Annotated in this window: 21 protein-coding genes; 9 read left to right on the top strand and 12 right to left on the bottom strand. The window is 69.5% G+C overall.

Going from position 1 to position 19,796, the window contains the following annotated elements:
• Positions 1–3 precede the first annotated feature (3 nt).
• From ABFX54_RS00605 to ABFX54_RS00595, 3 genes are all read left to right on the top strand, one after another.
• Entirely contained in the window at positions 4–375 is a 372-nt protein-coding gene (locus tag ABFX54_RS00605; protein WP_346100858.1) for an MmcQ/YjbR family DNA-binding protein, read from the top strand.
• 90 nt (positions 376–465) lie between these two features.
• Positions 466–1,593: a serine hydrolase domain-containing protein gene (locus ABFX54_RS00600; RefSeq protein WP_346100857.1), complete on the top strand. Its 1,128-nt coding sequence runs from the start codon at positions 466–468 to the stop codon at positions 1,591–1,593.
• A 134-nt stretch (positions 1,594–1,727) separates the two neighbouring features.
• A complete protein-coding gene (locus tag ABFX54_RS00595; RefSeq protein WP_346100856.1) occupies positions 1,728–2,261 on the top strand; it encodes a pyridoxamine 5'-phosphate oxidase family protein in 534 nt (177 codons plus the stop codon).
• A gap of 26 nt (positions 2,262–2,287) precedes the next feature.
• Here ABFX54_RS00595 and kynU read toward each other — a convergent pair whose 3' ends face one another.
• Genes kynU through ABFX54_RS00565 form a run of 6 tightly spaced genes read right to left on the bottom strand, consistent with a single transcriptional unit; the run spans position 2,288 to position 7,656 of the window.
• Positions 2,288–3,502 (bottom strand): kynureninase, encoded by a 1,215-nt coding sequence (kynU, locus tag ABFX54_RS00590; RefSeq protein ID WP_346100855.1) that lies wholly within the window; start codon positions 3,500–3,502, stop codon positions 2,288–2,290.
• 32 nt (positions 3,503–3,534) lie between these two features.
• Complete coding sequence (locus ABFX54_RS00585; protein WP_346100854.1) at positions 3,535–4,512, bottom strand: amidohydrolase family protein; 978 nt, start codon at positions 4,510–4,512, stop codon at positions 3,535–3,537.
• Between the two features lie 10 nt (positions 4,513–4,522).
• Positions 4,523–5,038 (bottom strand): 3-hydroxyanthranilate 3,4-dioxygenase, encoded by a 516-nt coding sequence (locus tag ABFX54_RS00580; RefSeq protein ID WP_346100853.1) that lies wholly within the window; start codon positions 5,036–5,038, stop codon positions 4,523–4,525.
• Positions 5,035–5,460: a RidA family protein gene (locus tag ABFX54_RS00575; protein ID WP_346100852.1), complete on the bottom strand. Its 426-nt coding sequence runs from the start codon at positions 5,458–5,460 to the stop codon at positions 5,035–5,037. The genes ABFX54_RS00580 and ABFX54_RS00575 overlap by 4 nt, the downstream gene beginning before the upstream one ends.
• Entirely contained in the window at positions 5,457–6,254 is a 798-nt protein-coding gene (locus ABFX54_RS00570) for a 2-keto-4-pentenoate hydratase (RefSeq protein ID WP_346100851.1), read from the bottom strand. The genes ABFX54_RS00575 and ABFX54_RS00570 overlap by 4 nt, the downstream gene beginning before the upstream one ends.
• Complete coding sequence (locus tag ABFX54_RS00565) at positions 6,247–7,656, bottom strand: aldehyde dehydrogenase family protein (protein ID WP_346100850.1); 1,410 nt, start codon at positions 7,654–7,656, stop codon at positions 6,247–6,249. Before ABFX54_RS00565 ends, ABFX54_RS00570 begins: the two co-directional genes overlap by 8 nt.
• A gap of 141 nt (positions 7,657–7,797) precedes the next feature.
• Between ABFX54_RS00565 and ABFX54_RS00560 the strand changes: the two genes are divergently transcribed.
• The 3 genes from ABFX54_RS00560 to ABFX54_RS00550 all read left to right on the top strand — a co-directional run bounded on the left by ABFX54_RS00560 (position 7,798) and on the right by ABFX54_RS00550 (position 10,006).
• Positions 7,798–8,502 carry a dienelactone hydrolase family protein gene (locus ABFX54_RS00560; protein WP_346100849.1) on the top strand — a complete coding sequence of 235 codons (705 nt, stop codon included), beginning with the start codon at positions 7,798–7,800 and terminating at the stop codon, positions 8,500–8,502.
• Positions 8,503–8,558: 56 nt separating this feature from the next.
• Complete coding sequence (locus tag ABFX54_RS00555) at positions 8,559–9,101, top strand: VanZ family protein (RefSeq protein WP_346100848.1); 543 nt, start codon at positions 8,559–8,561, stop codon at positions 9,099–9,101.
• Between the two features lie 152 nt (positions 9,102–9,253).
• Positions 9,254–10,006 (top strand): GntR family transcriptional regulator, encoded by a 753-nt coding sequence (locus ABFX54_RS00550; RefSeq protein ID WP_346100847.1) that lies wholly within the window; start codon positions 9,254–9,256, stop codon positions 10,004–10,006.
• Between the two features lie 576 nt (positions 10,007–10,582).
• On the opposite strand, the gene ABFX54_RS00545 is transcribed toward ABFX54_RS00550, so the two are convergent.
• Positions 10,583–11,713: a coiled-coil domain-containing protein gene (locus ABFX54_RS00545; RefSeq protein WP_346100846.1), complete on the bottom strand. Its 1,131-nt coding sequence runs from the start codon at positions 11,711–11,713 to the stop codon at positions 10,583–10,585.
• A gap of 150 nt (positions 11,714–11,863) precedes the next feature.
• Here ABFX54_RS00545 and ABFX54_RS00540 point away from each other — a divergent pair, with 150 nt between their 5' ends.
• Positions 11,864–12,385: a gamma carbonic anhydrase family protein gene (locus ABFX54_RS00540; protein ID WP_428834472.1), complete on the top strand. Its 522-nt coding sequence runs from the start codon at positions 11,864–11,866 to the stop codon at positions 12,383–12,385.
• Here the strand turns inward: ABFX54_RS00540 and ABFX54_RS00535 are convergent.
• Positions 12,357–13,121: a DUF1349 domain-containing protein gene (locus ABFX54_RS00535; protein WP_346100844.1), complete on the bottom strand. Its 765-nt coding sequence runs from the start codon at positions 13,119–13,121 to the stop codon at positions 12,357–12,359. The two genes, ABFX54_RS00540 and ABFX54_RS00535, sit on opposite strands and share 29 nt — an antisense overlap.
• 194 nt (positions 13,122–13,315) lie before the next feature.
• Between ABFX54_RS00535 and ABFX54_RS00530 the strand changes: the two genes are divergently transcribed.
• Together ABFX54_RS00530 and ABFX54_RS00525 are read left to right on the top strand one after the other, a co-directional pair.
• A complete protein-coding gene (locus ABFX54_RS00530; protein WP_346100843.1) occupies positions 13,316–14,755 on the top strand; it encodes a hypothetical protein in 1,440 nt (479 codons plus the stop codon).
• Positions 14,756–14,969: 214 nt separating this feature from the next.
• Positions 14,970–15,131 carry a hypothetical protein gene (locus ABFX54_RS00525; protein ID WP_020540796.1) on the top strand — a complete coding sequence of 54 codons (162 nt, stop codon included), beginning with the start codon at positions 14,970–14,972 and terminating at the stop codon, positions 15,129–15,131.
• A 130-nt stretch (positions 15,132–15,261) separates the two neighbouring features.
• On the opposite strand, the gene ABFX54_RS00520 is transcribed toward ABFX54_RS00525, so the two are convergent.
• From ABFX54_RS00520 to ABFX54_RS00505, 4 genes are all read right to left on the bottom strand, one after another.
• The gene (locus ABFX54_RS00520; RefSeq protein ID WP_080044376.1) at positions 15,262–15,543 is read right to left on the bottom strand and encodes a metal-sensitive transcriptional regulator; all 282 of its coding nucleotides are present in this window, start codon (positions 15,541–15,543) and stop codon (positions 15,262–15,264) included.
• 29 nt (positions 15,544–15,572) lie between these two features.
• Complete coding sequence (locus ABFX54_RS00515) at positions 15,573–16,652, bottom strand: glycosyltransferase (protein WP_346100842.1); 1,080 nt, start codon at positions 16,650–16,652, stop codon at positions 15,573–15,575.
• Entirely contained in the window at positions 16,649–17,455 is an 807-nt protein-coding gene (locus ABFX54_RS00510; protein WP_346100841.1) for a hypothetical protein, read from the bottom strand. Before ABFX54_RS00510 ends, ABFX54_RS00515 begins: the two co-directional genes overlap by 4 nt.
• Before the next feature lie 148 nt (positions 17,456–17,603).
• Complete coding sequence (locus ABFX54_RS00505) at positions 17,604–19,709, bottom strand: (Fe-S)-binding protein (RefSeq protein ID WP_346100840.1); 2,106 nt, start codon at positions 19,707–19,709, stop codon at positions 17,604–17,606.
• Between the last annotated feature and the right edge of the window lie 87 nt (positions 19,710–19,796).

The following is a 19,796-nucleotide window of genomic DNA, read 5'->3' as shown; positions in this document are numbered from 1 at the left end:
AACATGAGCGACTGGCACGACGTGAGGCAGGAGCTGCGCGCGTTCGCGCTCGGCCTGCCCGAGAGCCACGAGGATCATCCCTGGGGCGAGACCGTCATCAAGGTCAACAAGAAGGTCTTCCTGTTCCTCGGCATCGACGAGCAGACCGAGAAGTGGGATCCGACCTTCGGGGTGAAGCTCCTGTCGGAGGCCCACGGCCACGCGCTGACCGTCGAGGGGGCCGGGCCGAGCGGTTACGGGCTGGGCAAGGCCGGGTGGGTGACCGTGCCGTTCCTGTCCGCGCTGCCCGAGACGGAGGTGCTGCTCGACTGGGTCGAGGAGAGCTACCGCGCCATCGCGCCCAAGCGCGCGGTCAAAGAACTCGACCTCAGGTGACAGCCGAACGCGCGGTCAAGAGGACTCGGCCCCAGGTGACGCCCAGATGGAGCCGCAACACGGGGCCGGAGACGGGGGCCGGGAACGGCGATGAGTGATCTACAGGACCGGATCCAGCGTCACCTAGACGCGCTCGTCGGCAGCGGCGTGGAGGCCGGCCTGCAGGTCGCCGTCTACCAGAACGGTGTGCTGATCGTGGACGCGGTGGCCGGTTCGGCCGACCCGGTCACCGGACGGCCGCTCACCTCCGGCACGCCGATCTTCAGCTTCTCCACCGGCAAGAACATCGCCGCGACGCTCGCGCACATGCTCGTCGCGCGGGGGTTCCTCGGCTACGACAGCCTGGTCACGGACCATTGGCCCGAGTTCGGGGTACGCGGCAAGGCCACGACGACGCTGCGCCACGTACTGACCCATACGACCGGTCTGCCCGCCATGCCGCGCGAGATCACTCCGGCTGAGCTGCCCGACTGGTCCAGGGTGTGCGCGGCGTTGGCCGCGGCCGAACCGCGCCGGCCGCCCGGCACCGCCATGGGCTATCACGCCTACACCTTCGGCTATCTGGTCGGTGAGCTGGCCCGGCGAACGACCGGGCGGCCGATGCGCGAGCTGCTGCGTGAGTGGATCACCACGCCGCTCGGCATCGCGGGGCAGCTCTACTTCGCCGCCCCGCCGGAGTCCCTGCCGGAGCTGGCCCGCCTGGAGCAGCGGGCGGAGCGGTGGCCCGCCGTCCCGGACGACGATGACGCGATCCTCGCGCCGTGGGAGAGCGGGCCCAGCGCCGATTTCGGCAACGACGGCGAGATCCTGCGCGCCGACATCCCGTCGGTGGGCATCTCCACCGCGCGCGGTCTCGCCGCGATGTTCGACGCCCTGCTGCGGGGCGAGCTCGTGGACTCTGCCCGGGTGGGGGAACTGTCCGCGCTCGCGTACGAGGGCGTGGACCAGGTCTTCGGCACTCCGGCGCGGATGGCGCTGGGCTTCCCGCTCGGCCGGATCGGCGCGCCCGCTGAAGAGAACGCCGAAGAGAACGCCGTGGAGGGCGCCGAAGAGGGCGCTGTGGCGTTCGGCTGGCCGGGCGGGGGCGGAAGCTACGCCTACGCGGACCCAGCGCGCGGGGTCGCCTTCGCACTGACGAAGACGCGGCTGGTCCCGAACTTCGACACCGCGCTCTCGGTCACCACGATTCTGTCGGACCACCTCGCCAGAATGGCCTGAGCCGTCCACACCCGATCACGCACCCGCCCGAGCCACCCGTCCCTGAGCTGTCCCTGTCTGGGTGCCGGGGTCTGGGTGCCGGGGTCTGGGTGCCGGGGGCTGGGCCGGATCCACCACGATCACCAGGAGAGATCATGTCCACGCCCACCACCGGCGAGCCGGCCGCGCCGCAGACCAGCCTCGGCCCTTTCTCCACGCCGGGCGCCAGCCCGACACCGTGGGAGGAGACGGAGTGGGCCCTGCGCCGGATCCAGAAGTTCCAGCTCTGCACGGTGCGCAGGGACGGCCGGCCCCACGTGACCCCGCTGCTGGCGATCTGGGCATTCGGCGCGATGTGGTTCATCACCGGCGAGAACGAGCAGAAGGCCGTCAATCTCAGCACCAACCAGCACTGCGCACTGACCGGCGGCACCGACACCCTGACCGGCACCGACTACGTCATCGAAGGCACGGCGAGCCTGGTCACCGACGAGGCCACTCGGCATTCCGTGACGATCGCGTTCGAACAGGCTTATGGCTGGCAGTTCACCCGTGAAGACGGAACCTGGCACCAGGTGGGCGACGCCGTCAGAGCCGGAACCGTCCACCTCTACCGGGTCCGGCCGGACAAGGCGTTCGCCTTCGCCGGCGGGACCCGGTCGTCCCAGACGCGTTACCTGTGGCGGTGAGGGCTCTCCCGGGCTGCCGGCGAGCTTCAGGTGACGGCCAGGCGGGTGGCGTAGGCGGGGTCGCGCCAGAGCTCCTTGTCCAGCACCTCCAGCAGGGTCGTGGCGGCGTCGTGCACGTCGGCGTAGCCGATGTAGAGCGGCGCGAAGCCAAACCTGAGGATGTCGGGCGCGCGGAAGTCCCCGTGCACGCCGCGGTCGATCAGCGCCCGCATCACCGGATAGCCGTCGGGGTGGCGCAGGCTGACCTGACTGCCCCTCCGCGTGGGGTCGGCCGGCGAGACCAGTTCCAGCGCGTCGCCGACCAGGTCGATGAAGAGCGAGGTCAGCGCCATGCTCTTGGCCCGCACCTGGGCCAGGTCCACCCGCTCCCAGATGTCCAGCGTCGCCTCAAGGGCGGCGAACGACAGCACGTGCGGAGTGCTCACCGCGAACCGCCTGATGCCCTCGGCCGGCCGGAAGTCCTGCTCGAACGCGAACGGCTCGGCGTGACCGTGCCAGCCGGACAGCACGTTCTCGGCGGTGGCCTGATGCCGTGGACTGACGTAGAGGAATGCGGGCGCACCGGGACCGGCGTTCAGGTACTTGTACGTGCATCCAACAGCGAAATCGGCACCTGAGACGTCCACCTCCATCGCGCCCACGCTGTGGCACAGGTCCCACACGATGAGCGCCCCCGCCGCGTGCGCCTCGGCCGTGATCGACCGCATGTCGCGCCGGGCGCCCGTACGGTAGTCAACCTCCGACAGCAGCACCACGGCCGCGTCGTCGAAGCGCCCCTCGGCCAGGTCACGCACCTCGTAACGATCACCGCACAGCAGCCGGGTCAGCCCCTGCACGATGTAGTGGTCGGTGGGGAAGTTCCGCACCTCGGAGACGATCACCCGGCGTTCGGGACGCAGTCCCAGCGCCGCCGCCACCGCCTGGAAGATCGCGATCGAGGTCGTGTTGCCCACCACGACCTGCCCGGGCCCGGCGCCGATCAGGGGTGCCAGCCGGTCGCCGGCGGTCAGGGGCTGGGCGTACCAGCCGGCGTGGTTCCAGCCGCCGACGAGCTGCGCGCCCCACTCGTCCTCGACCGCCTGCCGCATCCGCTCGGGCGTACGCCGGGGCAGCGCGCCGAGCGAGTTGCCGACGAGGTAGATCACGCCGTCCGGCAGCACGAACTCGTCCTTGAAGGCCCGCAGCGGATCCTCGGCGTCGAGGGCGAGACACTGGTCGCGGTCCACGGCCACTCCTGTCATGACGAAATAGTGAATATCACCCTATTTCGCCATTATGGGACCAGCCCCAGGAACGCCTCCGCGTTGCCCCCGAGCAGCTTCGCGCGGGCCGTACCGGACAGGAAGCCCGCCCGCCTGATCAGGTCGCCCGAAGGCGACTCCCCCAGCGGATAGGGAAAGTCGCTGCCGAGCAGCACCCGGTCCTCCCCGAACGTGTCGACGAGCAGGCGCAGCGCCCGCTCGTCGAAGACGGCGGAGTCGACGCGGAACCTGCCGAGATAGCGGGACGGCGGCCGCTCGGAGCCGCCGACCACGTCGTGCCTGCGGTGCCAGGCGTTCTCCACCCGCCCGAGCCAGAACGCGAACGAGCCGCCCCCGTGCGCGAAGCAGATCCGCAGCGTGTCCGGCACCCGGTCGAACACGCCGCCGAGGATCATCGCCAGGATGGACAGGTGGGTCTCGGCCGGCATCCCGACCAGCCACCGCGCCATCCAGCGGGCCATCCGCGGGCCCGCCGGCAGGTCCCACGGGTGCACGAAGACGGGCACGTCCCGGTGAGCGCAGTGCCGCAGGAACTCCACCACGCCCGGATCGTCGAGGTCGCGGTCGCCGACGTGGTTGCCGATCTCGACGCCCCGGTGACCGGCGGCCAGGCAACGATCGAGCTCGGCGCAGGCCAGCTCGGGGTCATGCAGCGGCACCTGACAGAACGGGATCAACCGCTCGTCGGAGCAGATCTCCAGCGCCAGGTCGTTGAAGATCCGCGCGATCCGCACGCCCTGCGCGGCCGGCCGGTCGTAGCCGAAGAAGACCGGTGTGGGCGAGACGACCTGAAGGTCCACTCCGTCCGCGTCCATGCGCTCCAGCCGGACCCGCGGGTCCCAGCAGTCGTCCTGGACCGTGCGGAAACTGCGGTCGCCGACGAGGATCGTCGCCTCGCGCTCCGAGTCGATCCGGAGCCGGGGCGCCCCGGGCCAGCCCAGGTCGGGCCAGCCCTTGGGCACGTGGTGCGTGTGGACGTCGATGACCATGGACGACCGGCTACCCCTTGCCCGGATGCAGGGCGCCGCACCGGCCGCAGGTGCGGGCCCGCTCGTCGGCGTAGTACGCCTCGAAGACCGGCGGCAGGTCCTTGACGATGTCGCGTACCCGCAGCTCGACCTCGTGGACGAGGCCGCCGCAGCGCTCGCAGTACCACTGGAACTTCTCCGGCTCGCCCTCGGGGCGGATGCGCTCCACCACCAGCCCGACCGACCCGGCCTCCGGCCGCTGCGGCGAGTGCGGCACGCGCGGCGGCAGCAGCCACAGCTGCCCCTCGCGGACGTGCACGGTCTCGGGGCCGTCGGCGGTGACGACGTTGACGTGCATGTTTCCGCGGATCTGGTAGAAGAGCTCCTCGTACGGGTCCACGTGGAAGTCGGTCCTGGAATTGGGCCCGCCGACCACCATGACGATGAAGTCGTTCGCCTCCTCGAAGACCACCTTGTTGCCGACCGGCGGCTTGAGCAGGTGGGCGTGCTCGTCGATCCACTTCGTGAAGTCGATGGGGACGATCATGATCGCTCCTGTGGATGGTAGGCGACGGCCTGCATCTCGATGAGGAGGTGGGGGTGCGGGAGCTGGTGCACCGCGACCGTGGTCCTGGTGGGCCCCTCCTCGTCGAAGAACTCCGCGTAGACCTCGTTGTAGCCCCTGAAGTCGTTCATGTTGACCAGGTATGTGGTGATCTGCACGAGGTCGGCCAGGGAGCCGCCGGCGGCCTTGAGGATGTCGCCGACGTTCTCGATGACCGCCCGGGTCTGGGCCCTGATGTCGAGGTTCGTCGTGCCGTGCTTGTCCACCTCCACGCCCACGAACGTGTCGTCGAGGCGCCGGCAGCTCGTGCCGGAGACGTACAGGAAGTCACCCGCCCTCTTGACGTGCGGGAACCTGCCTCGCGGTGCGGCCTTGCCCGGAACGCGGATGGCCTTGGACCTCACTGCCCGAACACCGCCCGCACCGATCCCAACCCCTCGACGCTCGCCTCGAACACGTCTCCGGGCCCGATGGACACCACGGGGCCGAGCGCGCCGGTCAGCACCACGTCGCCGGCCCGCAGCGCGTAGCCGGTGCGGCCGAGCCGGGTGGCCAGCCAGACGGCGGCGTTGAGCGGGTGGCCCAGGCACGACTCGCCCGACCCCGTCGAGACCTCCTCGCCGCCGCGCGTCATCGTCATCTTGGCCGCCCGCAGGTCCAGCCCCATGAGCGAGACGGGCGTGCTGCCCAGCACGAACGCGCCGGCCGATGCGTTGTCGGCGACCGTGTCGGCCAGCGTGATGTCCCAGTCGGCGATCCGGGAGTCGGCGATCTCGATCGCCGGCAGCACGAAGTCGACCGCCCTGATCACGTCGGCCACCGTGAAGGGCCCGCCCTCCAGGTCCGCGCCGAGCACCAGCGCGACCTCCGCCTCGGCCTTGGGCTGCAGGAACGGCTCCAGCGGGATCGGCAGCCCGTCGCGGTGGTACATGTCGGCGAACAACATGCCGAAGTCGGGCTGGTCGATGCCGAACTGCTGCTGCAGCAGCGGGTTGGTGACGCCGATCTTCCGGCCGATCAGCCGCCGCCCCGCGGCCAGCGCCCGCTTCGTGCCGATCTCCTGTACGGCGTACGCGTCGGCGGCGGTGCTGACCAGGTCCCTGATCGGCGCACATGGCTTGCCGGAGAGCGCCGCCTCGGCCAGCCGGTCCGCGGCCTGGGCGTGCGCGTTCACTGCCTGGGACCATTCGTCATGCATCGGATTGCTCCAGTTTGATGGTGATCGTGGTGGGTTCGGAGTAGAAGTCGAGTGACCGGGTGCCGCCCTCCCGGCCGATGCCCGACAGTTTCACCCCGCCGAAGGGCGTGCGCAGGTCGCGCAGGTACCAGGTGTTCACCCAGACGAGCCCCGCCTCCAGGCGCTGCGCCACCCGGTGCGCGCGGTCGAGACTGGTGGTCCACAGCGTGGCGGCCAGGCCGTAGTCGCTGCCGTTGGCCAGGTCGATCGCCTCGGCCTCGCTGTCGAAGGGGGCGACGTGACACACGGGGCCGAAGATCTCCTCCCTGTTGAACCTTGACCATTCCGACAAGCCTGTCACTACCGTCGGTTCCACGAAATATCCGGAATCGCGGTGGTCGCCGAACAGGGGGACGCCGCCTCCCGCCAGCACCTTGGCTCCCTCCGAGCGGGCCAGGGCGTAGTAGGAAAGCACCTTCTCACGGTGTTCGGCCGAGATCATCGGTTGGAGATCGACCTCCTGGGCGCGCACGGCCAGCCGGGCGCAGAACTCCTCGAAGATCGAGCGTTGCACGTAGAGCCGCTCGGTGCACAGGCAGACCTGACCGCCGTTGGTGAAGACCGACTTCACCGCGCCCTCGACCGCCCGGTCGAGATCGCAGTCCTCGAAGATCAGCCCGGCGTTCTTGCCGCCCAGCTCGAACGAGATCGGCTTGACCCGGTCGGCCGCCGTGATCATGATCGCTGTGCCGGTCCTGGTGGACCCGGTGAAGGTGACCCCGTTCACGTCCGGATGCTCGACCAGCAGTTGCCCGACCGGGCCGTGCCCGAAGATGATGTTGACCACGCCCGGCGGCAGCCCGGCGTCGGCGCAGATCTCGGCGAACACCGCCGCCGAGCCTGGCGTCTGCTCCGACGGCTTGACCACCACGGTGTTGCCCGAGACGAGGGCGGGGGCGAGCTTCCAGGTCATGAGCAGGAACGGCAGGTTCCACGGCACGATCACCCCGACCACGCCGAGCGGCCTGCGTACGGTGTAGCTGAGCGTCCCCGACAGGTGGAAGGCGTCGTCGGGACGCTGGGCCGCGATCTCGGCGAACGCGCGGAAGTTCGCGATGCCGCGCGGGATGTCGAGCGTGCGGGTCTGGTCGAACGACTTGCCCGTGTCGGCGATCTCCGCGGCCACCAGGTCGTCGAAGCGCGCCTCGATACCCTCGGCCAGGCGCCGCATCCATCCGGCCCGCTCGCCCACGGGCAGCGCCGCCCAGTCGCGGGCCGCCTCCCTGGCCGCGCGCACCGCCCGGTCGACGACCTCGGGATCGGCCTCGTGCACCTGCCTGACCACCGCGCCCGTCACCGGATCGTGCACGGGGAACGCCTTGCCCGCGGCCACCGGCTCGCCACCGATGAAATGGGTCAGCACAACACTCTCCTCATCTCTCCCTCGCCTTTCGGTCTGGACGGATGTGCGGCTCGTGGACCTTCGAGCGTCCCGGGGACACGGAACCTCTGATCGCATCGTCTCGCCGGATCGCGGCGGGCGCTATGAGCGATGCTGGTGAACATGCAGATCCGAACAGACAGCATCGCCGCCCATGACGGCTCCTTCGACGTACGCGTGTGGCTTCCCGACGGCGGGAGCGGCCCGGGGATCCTGCTCGTCCAGGAGATCTACGGCGTCGGCCCCTACATCGAGAAGGTCGCCGCCGACCTGGCTTCGCGCGGTTACGTGGTGGCCGCGCCCGATCTGTTCTGGCGGCTGCAGCCGCACTGGGTCGGCGAGCACACGCCCGAGGGCACGCAGACCTCCATCGCGCTGGCCGAGGGGTTCGACTTCGCCCAGGGCGTGGCCGACTGCGCGCTCACGGTCGCCCATCTGGCCGCGCTGCCCGAGGTGCGCGGAGGCGTCGGCGCGGTCGGGTTCTGCCTGGGGGGCTCGCTCGCGTACATGCTGGCCACCCAGGTCGAGCTGGCCGCGGTGCTGTCGTTCTACGGCTCGGCCGTGCCCGAGGGCACCGGCCTGATGGAGCGCATCCAGGCGCCGCTCCTGCTGGTCTTCGGCGGCGCCGACCCCTTCATCGCCCGCGAGCGGGTGGCCGTGGTCGAGAAGGCGGCGGAGTCCAGGCCGAACGTGATCATGCATGTGGAGGAGGAGGCCGGCCACGCCTTCCACAACAGCGAGGCGCCGATGTTCTACCGGCCGGAGGCGGCGGAGCGTACGTGGGGGGTCGCCATGGCCTTCCTCGACGAGCATCTGCCCGCCCGATAAGACCTGTCCAGATGGACATCTTCCGGTACCCCTAGATCAATCGCCATGATGGTCGAATGGCGCGGACGTGGGAATTGTGGGGAAACGTCATTATTGCTGGTACGTTTGCACTCCCTGTCGCCTTGCTAGCAATCTTGGTTCTCCGCCGCCACCGCGCTCGCGCCGGCCGTCCGGCACCCCTGCGCACCTCGATCGCCGACGTCGGCATCGCGGCCGGGACCGCACCCTGGATCTGGATGATCCTCACGCCCTCCGACGGCGAGCCGGGAGTCGGCCTCGTCCCGTTCGCCGACCTCGCGGACCTGGTGACGGCACCGTGGGAAGCGGTGTTGGTGCAGGTGGGAGGCAATCTGCTGGTTTTCGCCGCGCTGGGCGCGCTGCTGCCGGTGCGCAGCGCGGCGATGTCCTCTCCCGCCCGCGTTGCGGCCGTCGCGGCGGCATTTTCGGTCACGGTCGAGGTGCTCCAGTACGTGCTGCGACTGGGTCGTTTCTCGTCCGTGGACGACGTCATCCTCAATACGGCCGGCGCCGTGATCTTCTCTTTGGTTACTCGCCGCTGGTGGGCCGATCGAATACCGGCCGGGACCGTTCCACACTAACGGTCCGCTAAAACATCGCGGAATTCACCACACGGGCACGATCCTCTCAAAATCAGCCCGCGACCAAGCCCTGCATCTGTGCGATCGTGGACAAGACGGGGCAAGTTCTCTGGAGACGCCACTACCCGGTTGGTGACAGAGGGTGATCAAAGTTGTCTGAATCCCCGGTACCCCACGAGCCCCCTATCTATCGACGCATCGCCGACGGCCTCCGCGCCCGGATTCTGTCCGGCGAACTGCGCGACGGGGACCGACTACCGGGCGAGAACGCGCTGATGGCCGAATACGCAATCGCACGAGCCACCGCCAGGCAGGCGCTTGCCGTACTGATCAACGAAGGACTGGCGGTGCCCAAACGAGGCTCGGGGGTTTACGTGCGGCTGTTCAAACCGATCCGCAGGCACGGCTCGCGCCGCCTGTCACGAGAGCAGTGGGGCCAGGGACGGGCCATCTGGGACGCCGACGCGCGGGGGCGGCCGTTCACCGTCGACCGGGTGGAGGTGGCACTGGAGCGCGCCACCGAGGAGGTGGCCGGGGTACTCGAAAGCGTCGAGGTGTGGGTACGGCGGCGGCGCTACTCGGTCGACACCAGACCCGTGCAACTGGCCACGTCCTACTTCCCCGCCCACCTGGTCGAGGGAAGCGCGATCACCCTCGCGGACACCGGCCCCGGCGGCGTCTACGCCCGGCTGGGCGATCTGGGGCTGCCTCCGGTCCACTTCACCGAGGAGGTGCGCGCCCGCATGCCGGGACCGCGCGAGAGCGGGCTGCTCGACCTGCCAGGCGGCACGCCCGTGATCGTCATCTCGCGAACCGCGTACACGTCGGGAGGGCTGCCGATCGAGCTCAACGAGATGGTGCTGGACTCGGCGGCTTATGTACTCCAGTACGACTTCGACGCGTGATTCAAGGCGATCTGTCAAGCGATAGGTTGACCTGACCGTCACGATCATAGAAATTCTCTAGAGAAGTGGCGCATCGTGTAGAGAGATGGAACCTCGCCTGGGGCCCGGGAAAGGCGGACGGAGATGTCCTGTGACCGACATCTTGCCGACATCGCCCGGGAGTACCCCCGCTGGACCATCTGGCGGAGCGACGCGGGCCGCTGGTGGGCCACGAGACACCATCCGCTCAGCGTGGCGCAGCGCGATGCCGGATGTGCGATGACCATCGACGCGGACGACCCGGAGGGACTGCGCGACCATCTCCGGGACCAGGAGAGGCGGGCCGGCGAGCACCAGACGTGGCGGGCCGGCCCCGCACCTCCTTGACGCGGGCCGTGGAGCGTTCCCCGGCCCGCGCACACGAGCAGCCCGGTGCCGGGTTCAGCGTCTCGGCGGCCCCGGTACCGGGCCCCCAAACAGGAGGGGCCACGAACGCGGAAGCCTCCGACCCTATCGGGGGCGGGGGCTTCCGCTTACGACCTGCTCGTGGGCCTGCCCGGCCCGCTCGTAGAGCTAAGAGCGGGCCTGCTTTCCGACCTACTTGTGCGCCTCTGACAGCCGGACGATGTTGACGTCCGTATCGTCCGAGATGCCGTCTTCCCGGGCCTGAGGCCGCTGCTCGGCCGCGTCCTTGTCGATGACGACCTCAACCGTCTCCTCGGGGTCGAGGACCACGCGTACGTCCTCCTGGGCGCCCGCCTGGGGGCCCGCCTGGGGGCCCGCCTGGGCGACCTCCTGAGCGTCATGGACGACGGCCGGCTGCGCGGCCGGCGGGGCGATCGCCTCGGGCACCAGCGGGCCGGCGTTCGCCTCCGCCCGCATGAGGTCGCCGAGCACCGCGCTGACCTCCGTGAGCCGGCGCACGACCTCCGAATGGGTGTTGCTCAGGTAGTCGACCCGCCGCCCGGCCTGCTCGTCCAGCGCGGCGGTGCGCTGGCGGGCCTGCTCCAGCATGGAGTCGGCCTCGCTGCGCGCGCTGGTGACGATCTGCTCGGCCTGCGCGTTGGCGGACTGCACCGTCTGTTCGGCCTGGGCCTGGGCGTTGGCGATGGCCTGCTCCGCCTCGGCCCTGGCGCTGGTGATGGTCTGGTCGGCCTCCGTGCGAGCGCCCGTGACCAGCCGCTCGGCCTCGGCCCTGGCCCCCTTCAACGTCTCATCGGCCTCGGTGCGGGCGGAGGTGAGCTGCTCCTCCGCGTCGCTGCCCGCCTGGGCGAGCATGTTCTCGGCCGCCAGGGTGGCCTCGCTCACCCGCCGCTCCGCCTCGGCCTGTGAGGAGGTGAGGATCTTGTCGGCGGTCTCGCGCGAGGTGCTGAGCAGTCGTTCGGACTCGGCCTTGGCCGACTCGCGCACGCTGGCGGCCTCGGCCTCGGCGTCCTCGCGCTTGGCCGCGGCCTCCTCCTCGCCGAGCCGGAGGATCTGCGCGAGCCGGGGGCTGAGGTCCTCGTAGCTCTGCGGCGTCTCGACCATGCGCCGGCGGGCCTCCGCCAGCTCGATCCGGCCCTGCTCGGCCTGCTCGATGGCCCGTGCCAGCCGCTCTTCCAGGTCCCTTATCTGGTTACGGGTTCGCATCATGTAGTCGTGGACCTGGCGGCGGTTGTAGCCGCGCATCACGACCTCGAACGTGTCCTCTTGCATCAGATCGGGAATGCTCTCGTGCTGGTGTGTCATGGGGGTTACCTAAGGGTGGTTTGCGTGAGGCGGGGGAAAACTGCGGGTTGTGAGGGTCTGGCAACGGGACGTCAGGAAACGACTTTCCTGCCATCTGCCCACGTCCGCAACCCGAACGCCATACCCCGAGCTGGAATTACGATGTCTCGAATGTACATAGCAGCGTTGGACAACGGAGCAGTGCCCGACATACACCCCGATGCGTACATCGCCCACGGCGCCGTCGTGGTCGGCGCCGTACGCGTGGGCCGGGCATCCAGCATCTGGTACGGCTCCGTTCTCCGGGGGGACGACGAGCGGATCGAGGTCGGCGAGGAGTGCAACGTACAGGATCTGTCCTGTCTGCACTCCGACCCGGGTGAGCCCGCGATCCTGGAGGACCGCGTGAGCCTGGGCCACAAGGCCATGGTCCACGGCGCCCACGTCGAGTCGGGCTCGTTGATCGGCATCGGCGCCATCGTGCTGGGCGGCGCCAGGATCGGCGCGGGCACGCTCGTGGCCGCCGGAGCGCTCGTCGGCCCCGGCAAGAAGATCCCCGCGGGCGTGCTGGTCGCCGGCGTGCCCGGCAAGATCGTGCGCGAGCTCACCGACGACGACCGCGACTCCTTCGCCAGGACCCCGGACAACTACATGGCCAAGGCGATCAGGCACCGGCAGGCGTCATCGCTTTGATGAGCACCTCGTCCGACACCGAGGCGGTGTTGAGCGGGTCGGCGTACTCGGGCAGCTCGGGCCGCAGGAAGCGGACGAAGTCGACCGTGAGCTTGAGGTCGGGCGTGCCCGTGACCTGCTTGGCGTTGCCCTTGGTGGCGTCCTTCTTGAGCAGGCTGTAGCTGTCCCAGTCGGTGTAGGCCGTCACCCCCCACTGCAGCACGTCGGGCAGGGTGGACGGCCAGCGCCGGCCCACCTTCCACGCGCCGCCGTCCTCCTTGTAGAGGGCGACGAAGACCCGGCCCACCCTGGCCAGCGCGAGCTCGACCCAGCCGCTCTTGACGGCCAGCTCCTGCGGCTTGGAGCTGCCGTCCTGGGTGTACTTCACCTCGACCTGGCCGCTCTTCTCGCCCGTGCCCACGGCGACCGACACCCAGTTGGGCTTGGCGTACGAGCCGGGCTGGCGCGCCATCAGCCCGCCGAGCGAGAACTTGCGCTTCGGCCACCCGCTGCCGCTCCTGCCCGTGACCTTGACCCGGGCGTGCATGACGATGTCGCCGGCCAGGTCCTGGTAGACGAAGGGCCCGCGGAAGCCGTCGAACCAGGCCGAGGTCTTGGGCTCTAAGTACATCGAGCCCTTCACGGTCTTGTCGACGTCGTACTTGGCGATGCGGTCGACGTCCTTCTCGGTCTCGCTCAGCTTGGTCCACGCCGACAGGTCGGCGGCGTCGTCGAACTCCGTCGACGCCTCACCCACCTCCCCGCCGGGCGCCGGCGGACTGGCGTTCTGTAGCGTGAGGATGCCGGGACCCGTGAGCGTCGGCTGCGGCACCGCTGTGGTCCCGCAACCGGAGAGCACACAAACGACCACCGACAACCCTGCTACCTTCGCCCTCATAGCGGACATTGTGCCGTGAAAAGCCGATGGATGATCCGAGTACCACCAGTACGATGACCGCCGTGCCACCCTGGGATGCGTTCACCGCCGCGGAGGCGGAGGTCCGTGCCATGGTCGCGGACCCACGCTGGCAGCGTCTTCCCCTGCCCGATCGTGCCCACGTCCTGGCCGCCAGAATACTTGTGACCCCAGATGGCGACCGGTGGCTCTTCGGCGCCCACGCGCGCTGGCACCTGCTCGACCCGGCCGACGGCCGCTGGCACCTCGCTCCGCCGGCCAGACGCGTACGCGCGCGCCAGGTGGGGCACGCGACGACGACCCTGCCCGCCGCCGTGGTGCCGCAGGGCCACGACTTCCACGCCGAGCCCGGCTCCACCCAGGCGTTCGTCGGCCCCGACGTGCCCGAGAGCCTCACCGAGCAGCTCAGGCTGCTGCTCCGCGCGAGCGGGCGCAAGTCGGAGCTGGACTACCCGCTGACGGCGTTCGGCGAGATCTTCGCTTCCGACGTGCCCAGCACGGTGGCGGCCGTCTGGGGCACGATCATGTGGTGCGCCTACGCGCCCGCCTTCGACGGCAACGAGCGGCTGATCACGGTGTTCGGCGAATACCTGCGCCGCCCGCTGCCCGGCGACGAGTGGGTGCGCTGGCTGCCCGCGCCGCCGCTGCTCGACCTCGTCACGCTCGTGGCCGAGCGGCTGCGGGCCGGGCGCTCGCGGGCGGCGCTGCGGCTGGCCGCCGTGATGGCGGACGCGGCGCAGATCCTGCTGCTCGACACCCGGTTCAGGCCGCGGGCGCTGGCGCTGCTCACGATGGTCGAGCCGATGCTGCGCACGGCCAGGCCGGAGGACTTCCGCGGCGAGTTCACCAGCGGCCTGCACAGCGCGTACCAGGACGCTGCGGGGAACGGCTCTCTGACCGGCCCGCACGGCCGGTCACGGGACTCCCGGGCCGACTCCCAGGGGGACTTCCAGGGGGAGGACGCGGCGCTGCGCGAGGCGTGGCTGGAGCGGGTGCCCGCGCGGCTGTGCCGGGCGCTGCTGGTGGAGAACGACGCCGAGGCGCACTTCTCGCACACCGTGTACGACCTCGTCGACGCGCTGTCCTTCATGCCGGACCCGCCTGCGGCCGCGGCCACGTTCCTGGCCGATCTGTCCGACTCCAGGCGGATGCTGCCGGGGCGGCTGGATCATCGGCTGCGGATGGCGTACGAGGAGCTGGCCCGCGCGGGGCGGGTCGGGACGTCCGCGGCCGACTCGACGGAGCCCGACGGCTTCCCGGCCCGTACGGGCGGGCTCGCGCCCGAGCCGGCGCTGGAGGTGACGCCGCCCGACCGGGCGAGCGCGGCGGCGGTGCTGGGGGCGGCCTACGCCATGGGGCTCGCGTGGGGGCGGCTGACGGGGGCCAAGGTGCCCGAGCGGGGGCTGGCGAGCCAGTCGGCACTCGTACGAAAGATCGTTCATGAACGCGACGACCATCACACAGGTCACATCTAAACCACAAATACCGATATTTCCACCTTACCTCCCCTATATCGTTCTAACACTTCTGATAACAGTCAATTAGCTGAATTGTGATCTCGGCTTCGGGAAATGATCCCCGAGGGGCCCCCGCGGCGCTGAAAGGAATGACTCCGATGGGCCATGTCGCCCGCAGAGTCTCCGCCGTAACCTCGTAGAGGGTGTGGGCTGCGGAAGGAAGGACGACGCGGTGGGGCACGACGACCTGGACTCTCGGGTCCACGACCGTGTCGCGTTGGACGAGATTGCGCTCTACGCCGAGGTGCTCACGGCCGTGGCTGTCAGCGAGCGGCGGCTGACCTTGGACGAACTCGACGACGCGCTCGGATTGCGGACTTCGGCGAGCCGCTGAAGGACCAACGATTACTAGCCCCGGGGACCTAGTTCCCGGCTCCAAAGGAGTCGGGAACACCGGTTTCCGGGGTTTCACATAACTAGTCAATCCACCGCCGGGCGATCCGACTTTCGGACGACAGCCGCACCTACGAGCGGACGAGCCGGGCGATCGCCGCCGAGGCCTCCTTGACCTTCGCCTCGGCCTCCGGCCCGCCGGTGTTGATCGCGTCGGCCACGCAGTGGGAGATGTGCTCCTCCAGCAGCCCGAGCGCCACCGCTTGCAGGGCCCTGGTCGCCGCGGAGACCTGGGTGAGCACGTCGATGCAGTAGGCGTCGTCGTCGACCATGCGCTGCAGACCTCTGATCTGCCCCTCGATCCGTCGCAGGCGCGTCAGATATGCCTGCTTGTCCCCGCTGTACCCATGCATGCTTCTACGGTACCCGGAGAAGGTATCGCTCAGCGGAGCCCGTCGATCAGCTTCTCCCACTGCTCGGCCACCTCGTCGGCCGAATGACGCACCGCGGTGTCGAGCGCCCCCGCCGCGAGCGAGCGCCGTCTGCGCTCGTCGTCGATCAGCGCCAGCAGCGCCCCTGCGAAGAGCTGCTGGTCGCTCTCGGACTCGGGCACCAGCACCCCGTTGTAGCCCGTCGCGACGAACTCCCTGGGCCCTCTGGCCCCGTCGAAGGCCACCACGGGCACCCCGCACCCCATGGCCTCCAGCACCGTCATGCCGAGGTCCTCGCCGCGCGAGGGGTTGGCCACGATCGACGCCTTGGCGAACTCGCCCGCGAGGTCGGGGGTGATGCCCATGAAGTAGACGTGGTTGTGCAGGTGCAGCTCGCGCACCAGCGCACGCAGCCGGCGCTCCTCGGGGCCGCCGCCGTACAGCCGCAGCCGCCAGTCGGGGCGTTTGTCGGCGACGATCGCGAACGCCCTGATCAGCCGGTCGTACGCCTTCACCGGCACCCACCGCCCGCCGGCGGCGACGATCCTGTTGTCCATCCGCGAGCGCGGCCACGGGCCACGCGGCAGCGCGTCCAGCACGCTGTGCACGACGGGCCCGCCGCCGCCCGGCACGTCGAGCAGCCTGACCCAGTCCTCCTGGGCCGACTCCGTGGCCGTCACGACGGCTTGCAGACGCGGGTAGAGGCGTTGCACGGGCCCGGGCACCGACGGCCTGCCCCACTCACGGGCGATCTTGATGGTCTCGCGCGGCGCGTGCCTGGCCGCCTGGACGCTCAGCCCCGGCCTGGTCGTGATGAGCACGTCGCACCTGAGGTTGCGCAACATCCGCCACAGCGCCACCTCGGTACGGACCTGGCCACGCGGCAGCAGGTGCCTGACCCCCGGCCTGGCGTCCACGACGCTGCGCATGACCACCTTGGGCCCGACGGGGAAGAACGGCTTCTCCTTCTGCCGCCTGATGCTGATGACCTCGACCTCGTGCCGCTCCGCGAGCGCGGTGGCCAGGTTGAGCGTGGCGCGCACGTCGCCGCGCATGGCGTACGCGGAGGTGAGGACGAGGCTGACCTTCATCCGCCGACCTCGATCCGCAGCTCGTCGTCCGCGGTGTAGCAGGGTCTGATGAGCACGCCGTCCACCCGGGAGGACGGATAGTGCAGCCGGCGGCGTTTGCCGTCCACGTCGTCGAGCCTGGCCCCGAGGCGCAGTGGCGTGGGCACGCCCTCGACCTCCAGCGCGGGCTCCCACGTGCCCGAGCCTTCTGCGGCCTCCTCGTGGCCGGCCGCGAGCACGTCCACCAGCGACACGGCCGCGTGGAAGCGCACGCCCTGGACCGTGGCCGTGGCCGACAGGTGGGCCCCGGTCAGCCGGCGGTCGAGCGTCAGCGTGGCCTCGTGGCGGGTGTCGTCGTCCTCCAGCCCCGTGTAGGCCAGCAGGCCCATCACCTCGAAACGGCCCTCCCTGAACCAGATGGAGCGCACCTCGGCCACCGGCTCGGCGTCGGAGATCTTCAACGCCAGGAAGCCGTTGCGGGTGCGGTAGGAGCGGTAGGCGAGGGTGCGCTTGCACAGCGCGTACGCGTCGAGGTGGTCGAGCGAGAAGCCGGGATCGACGCTGCGCAGCCTGCTGCGCTTGCCGTCACGGCGCAGATAGGCGTCCCAGCGCCCGGTGCTGAGGTCCAGTGGCTCCAGCGAGACCGACAGCGTGGCCTCACGCGCCCGAGCGCGTGACGTTCGGAGCAGCACGTCGCGTTCCACCCCCGTGGTGCGATGCCTGAGAACGAGTTCGGTGCCGTCTTCCAGAGGTTCGTCGATGGCTAGCCGCAAGGAGAGTACGTCGGCCAGGGTGACTTCGGCGTCCGTGACGACGACGCCCATCACTAGCCCCCTCCCCGTCGAATAGAGCCATGCGACGTTGAGGTTACCGTGATTTTCCCGTTATGTGGATGCTGGATTTCTCCCAGCCACACCCGTTGACATGCGAAACTCCTCCACAACTGGTGTGGAGGAGTCCGACTGACGACGGTCAGGAAGCGCCCTTGACCGACTTGATCAAGAGCTGGGCGACGTCCACGACTTCGAGCGACTCCTTGGCCTCGCCGTTGTTCTTCTTCTCGTTGATCGCGTCTCCGAGCATCACCATGCAGAACGGGCACGCGGTGGAGACCGTGTCAGGATTCGTGGTCAGCGCCTCGTCCACCCGCTCGGTGTTGATGCGCTTGCCGATGCGCTCCTCCATCCACATGCGCGCGCCGCCGGCGCCGCAGCAGAAGCCGCGGTCCTTGTGGCGGTGCATCTCCTGGGTCTGCACGCCGGGCACCTTCGCCATGATGTCGCGCGGCTGGGAGTAAACCTTGTTGTGGCGGCCGAGGAAGCACGGGTCGTGGTAGGTGATCTTCTCCTCGATCGGCGTGACCGGGGTGAGCAGCCCCTCGTCCACCAGCTTCGACAGCAACTGGGTGTGGTGCACGACCTCGTACGTGCCGCCGAGTTGCGGATATTCGTTGGCCAGGGTGTTGAAGCAGTGGGGGCAGGTGGCCACGATCTTCTTCACGCCCGCCTCGTTGAGCGTCTCGATGTTCTGCTGGGCGAGCATGTTGAACAGGTATTCCATGCCCAGCCGCCGCGCCGGGTCACCGGAGCACGCCTCCATCGGGCCGAGCACCGCGAACTTCACGCCCGCGATGTGCAGCAGCTCCGCGACCGCCTTGGTGGTCTTCTTGGCCCGGTCTTCGAGCGCGCCCGCGCAGCCCACCCAGAACAGGTATTCGGCGTCCTCAGGCATCCTGTCCTCGACGACCTCGACCTCGAAGTCGAGCTCGCCGATCCAGTCGGCCCGCTTCATCTCGGACATGCCCCACGGGTTGCCCTTGTTCTCCAGGTTCTTCACCATCACGCCCGCCTCGGACGGGAACGACGACTCCACCATCACCTGGTAGCGGCGCATGTCGAGGATGTGGTCGATGTGCTCGATGTCCACCGGGCACTGCTCGACGCAGGCGCCGCAGTTGGTGCAGGACCAGAGCACGTCGGGGTGGATCACGCCCTCCTCGCCGACCAGCGGCTTTTCCAGCAGGGCGAGCACGTCGGTGTCCTTGTGCTCGACGCCGTCGGCCGCCGCCAGCAGGTAGGGGGCCACCGCGAAGGCGTGGTCGCGCTGGTCGAGGATGAGCATCTTCGGCGACAGGGGCTTGTCGGTGTTCCAGGCCGGGCACTGGGACTGGCAGCGGCCGCACTCCGTACAGGAGTAGAAGTCGAGGAAGCCCTTCCAGGTGGTGTCGGCGATCTTGCCGCGCCCGAGCCGCTCGGGGTCGAGGTCCTCGTCCTCGAAGTCGACCGCCTTGCCGTCCACGCGCATCTCGGGCGCGCCGCCGAGGCCGTCGGGGCGGCGGGAGAAGAGCACGTTGATCGGCGCGGTGAAGATGTGCAGGTGCTTGGAGTTGACCACGATGACCAGGAACACCAGCATGAAGCCGATGTGCAGGAGCAGCGCGATCTCCTCCAGCAGCGGGCTGGCCGGCAGCGCGTCGCCGAGCGCGAGCGAGACGAACGCGCCGGAGGAGTAGGGGAAGTTCCCGTTGGCCGCGGCCGCGCCTCTGGCCAGGAACAGCGTCCAGATGATGTTGAAGATCATGAACAGGACGAGCCAGGCGCCGCCGAGGTGCGAGCCGGAGAAGCGGGAGTCGCGGCCGAGCGTCTTGGGCGAGTTCTTGATCCGGATGGCGGCGAAGGCGATCAGGCCGAGCACGCACGCCACGGCGATGAAGTCCTGGAGGAAGCCGAGCACGCCCCAGGTGCCGATGAGCGGGATGTGGAAGTCGGGAGTGCCGGTGATCGCGCCCTGAACGATGGCGCCGTACGCCTCGATGTAGACGGTCAGCAGGATGAAGAACGCCCACATCACGAAGAAGTGGGCCACGCCCGACGGCGTCCACTTGAGCAGCTTGCGCTGGCCGAACACCTCGACGAGCTGGGCCTTGATCTCGTCGCCCGCGTGCGCCTTGGCGTAGTCGATCCGCTCGGGAGCGGGTGGGCCCACGGTCGCGAGCCGGTAGAGGAACATCACTCTGCGGCCGGCCACGGCCACCGCCAGGATGGTCATGACGAGCCCGACGATGGCTACCCAGAGCACGGGATCCTCCCACAGACGACGTTGGCTGTCAGCGTACGGTGACCCGCCGATCAGGCGTTCACCCGATCCTACCCGTGAGTAACTTCA

Source organism: Nonomuraea maheshkhaliensis (assembly GCF_039529435.1).
Taxonomy (GTDB): Bacteria; Actinomycetota; Actinomycetes; order Streptosporangiales; family Streptosporangiaceae; genus Nonomuraea; species Nonomuraea maheshkhaliensis.
The sequence above is the reverse complement of the archived record's forward strand: the minus strand, read 5'-3'. Positions and strand labels throughout refer to the sequence as shown.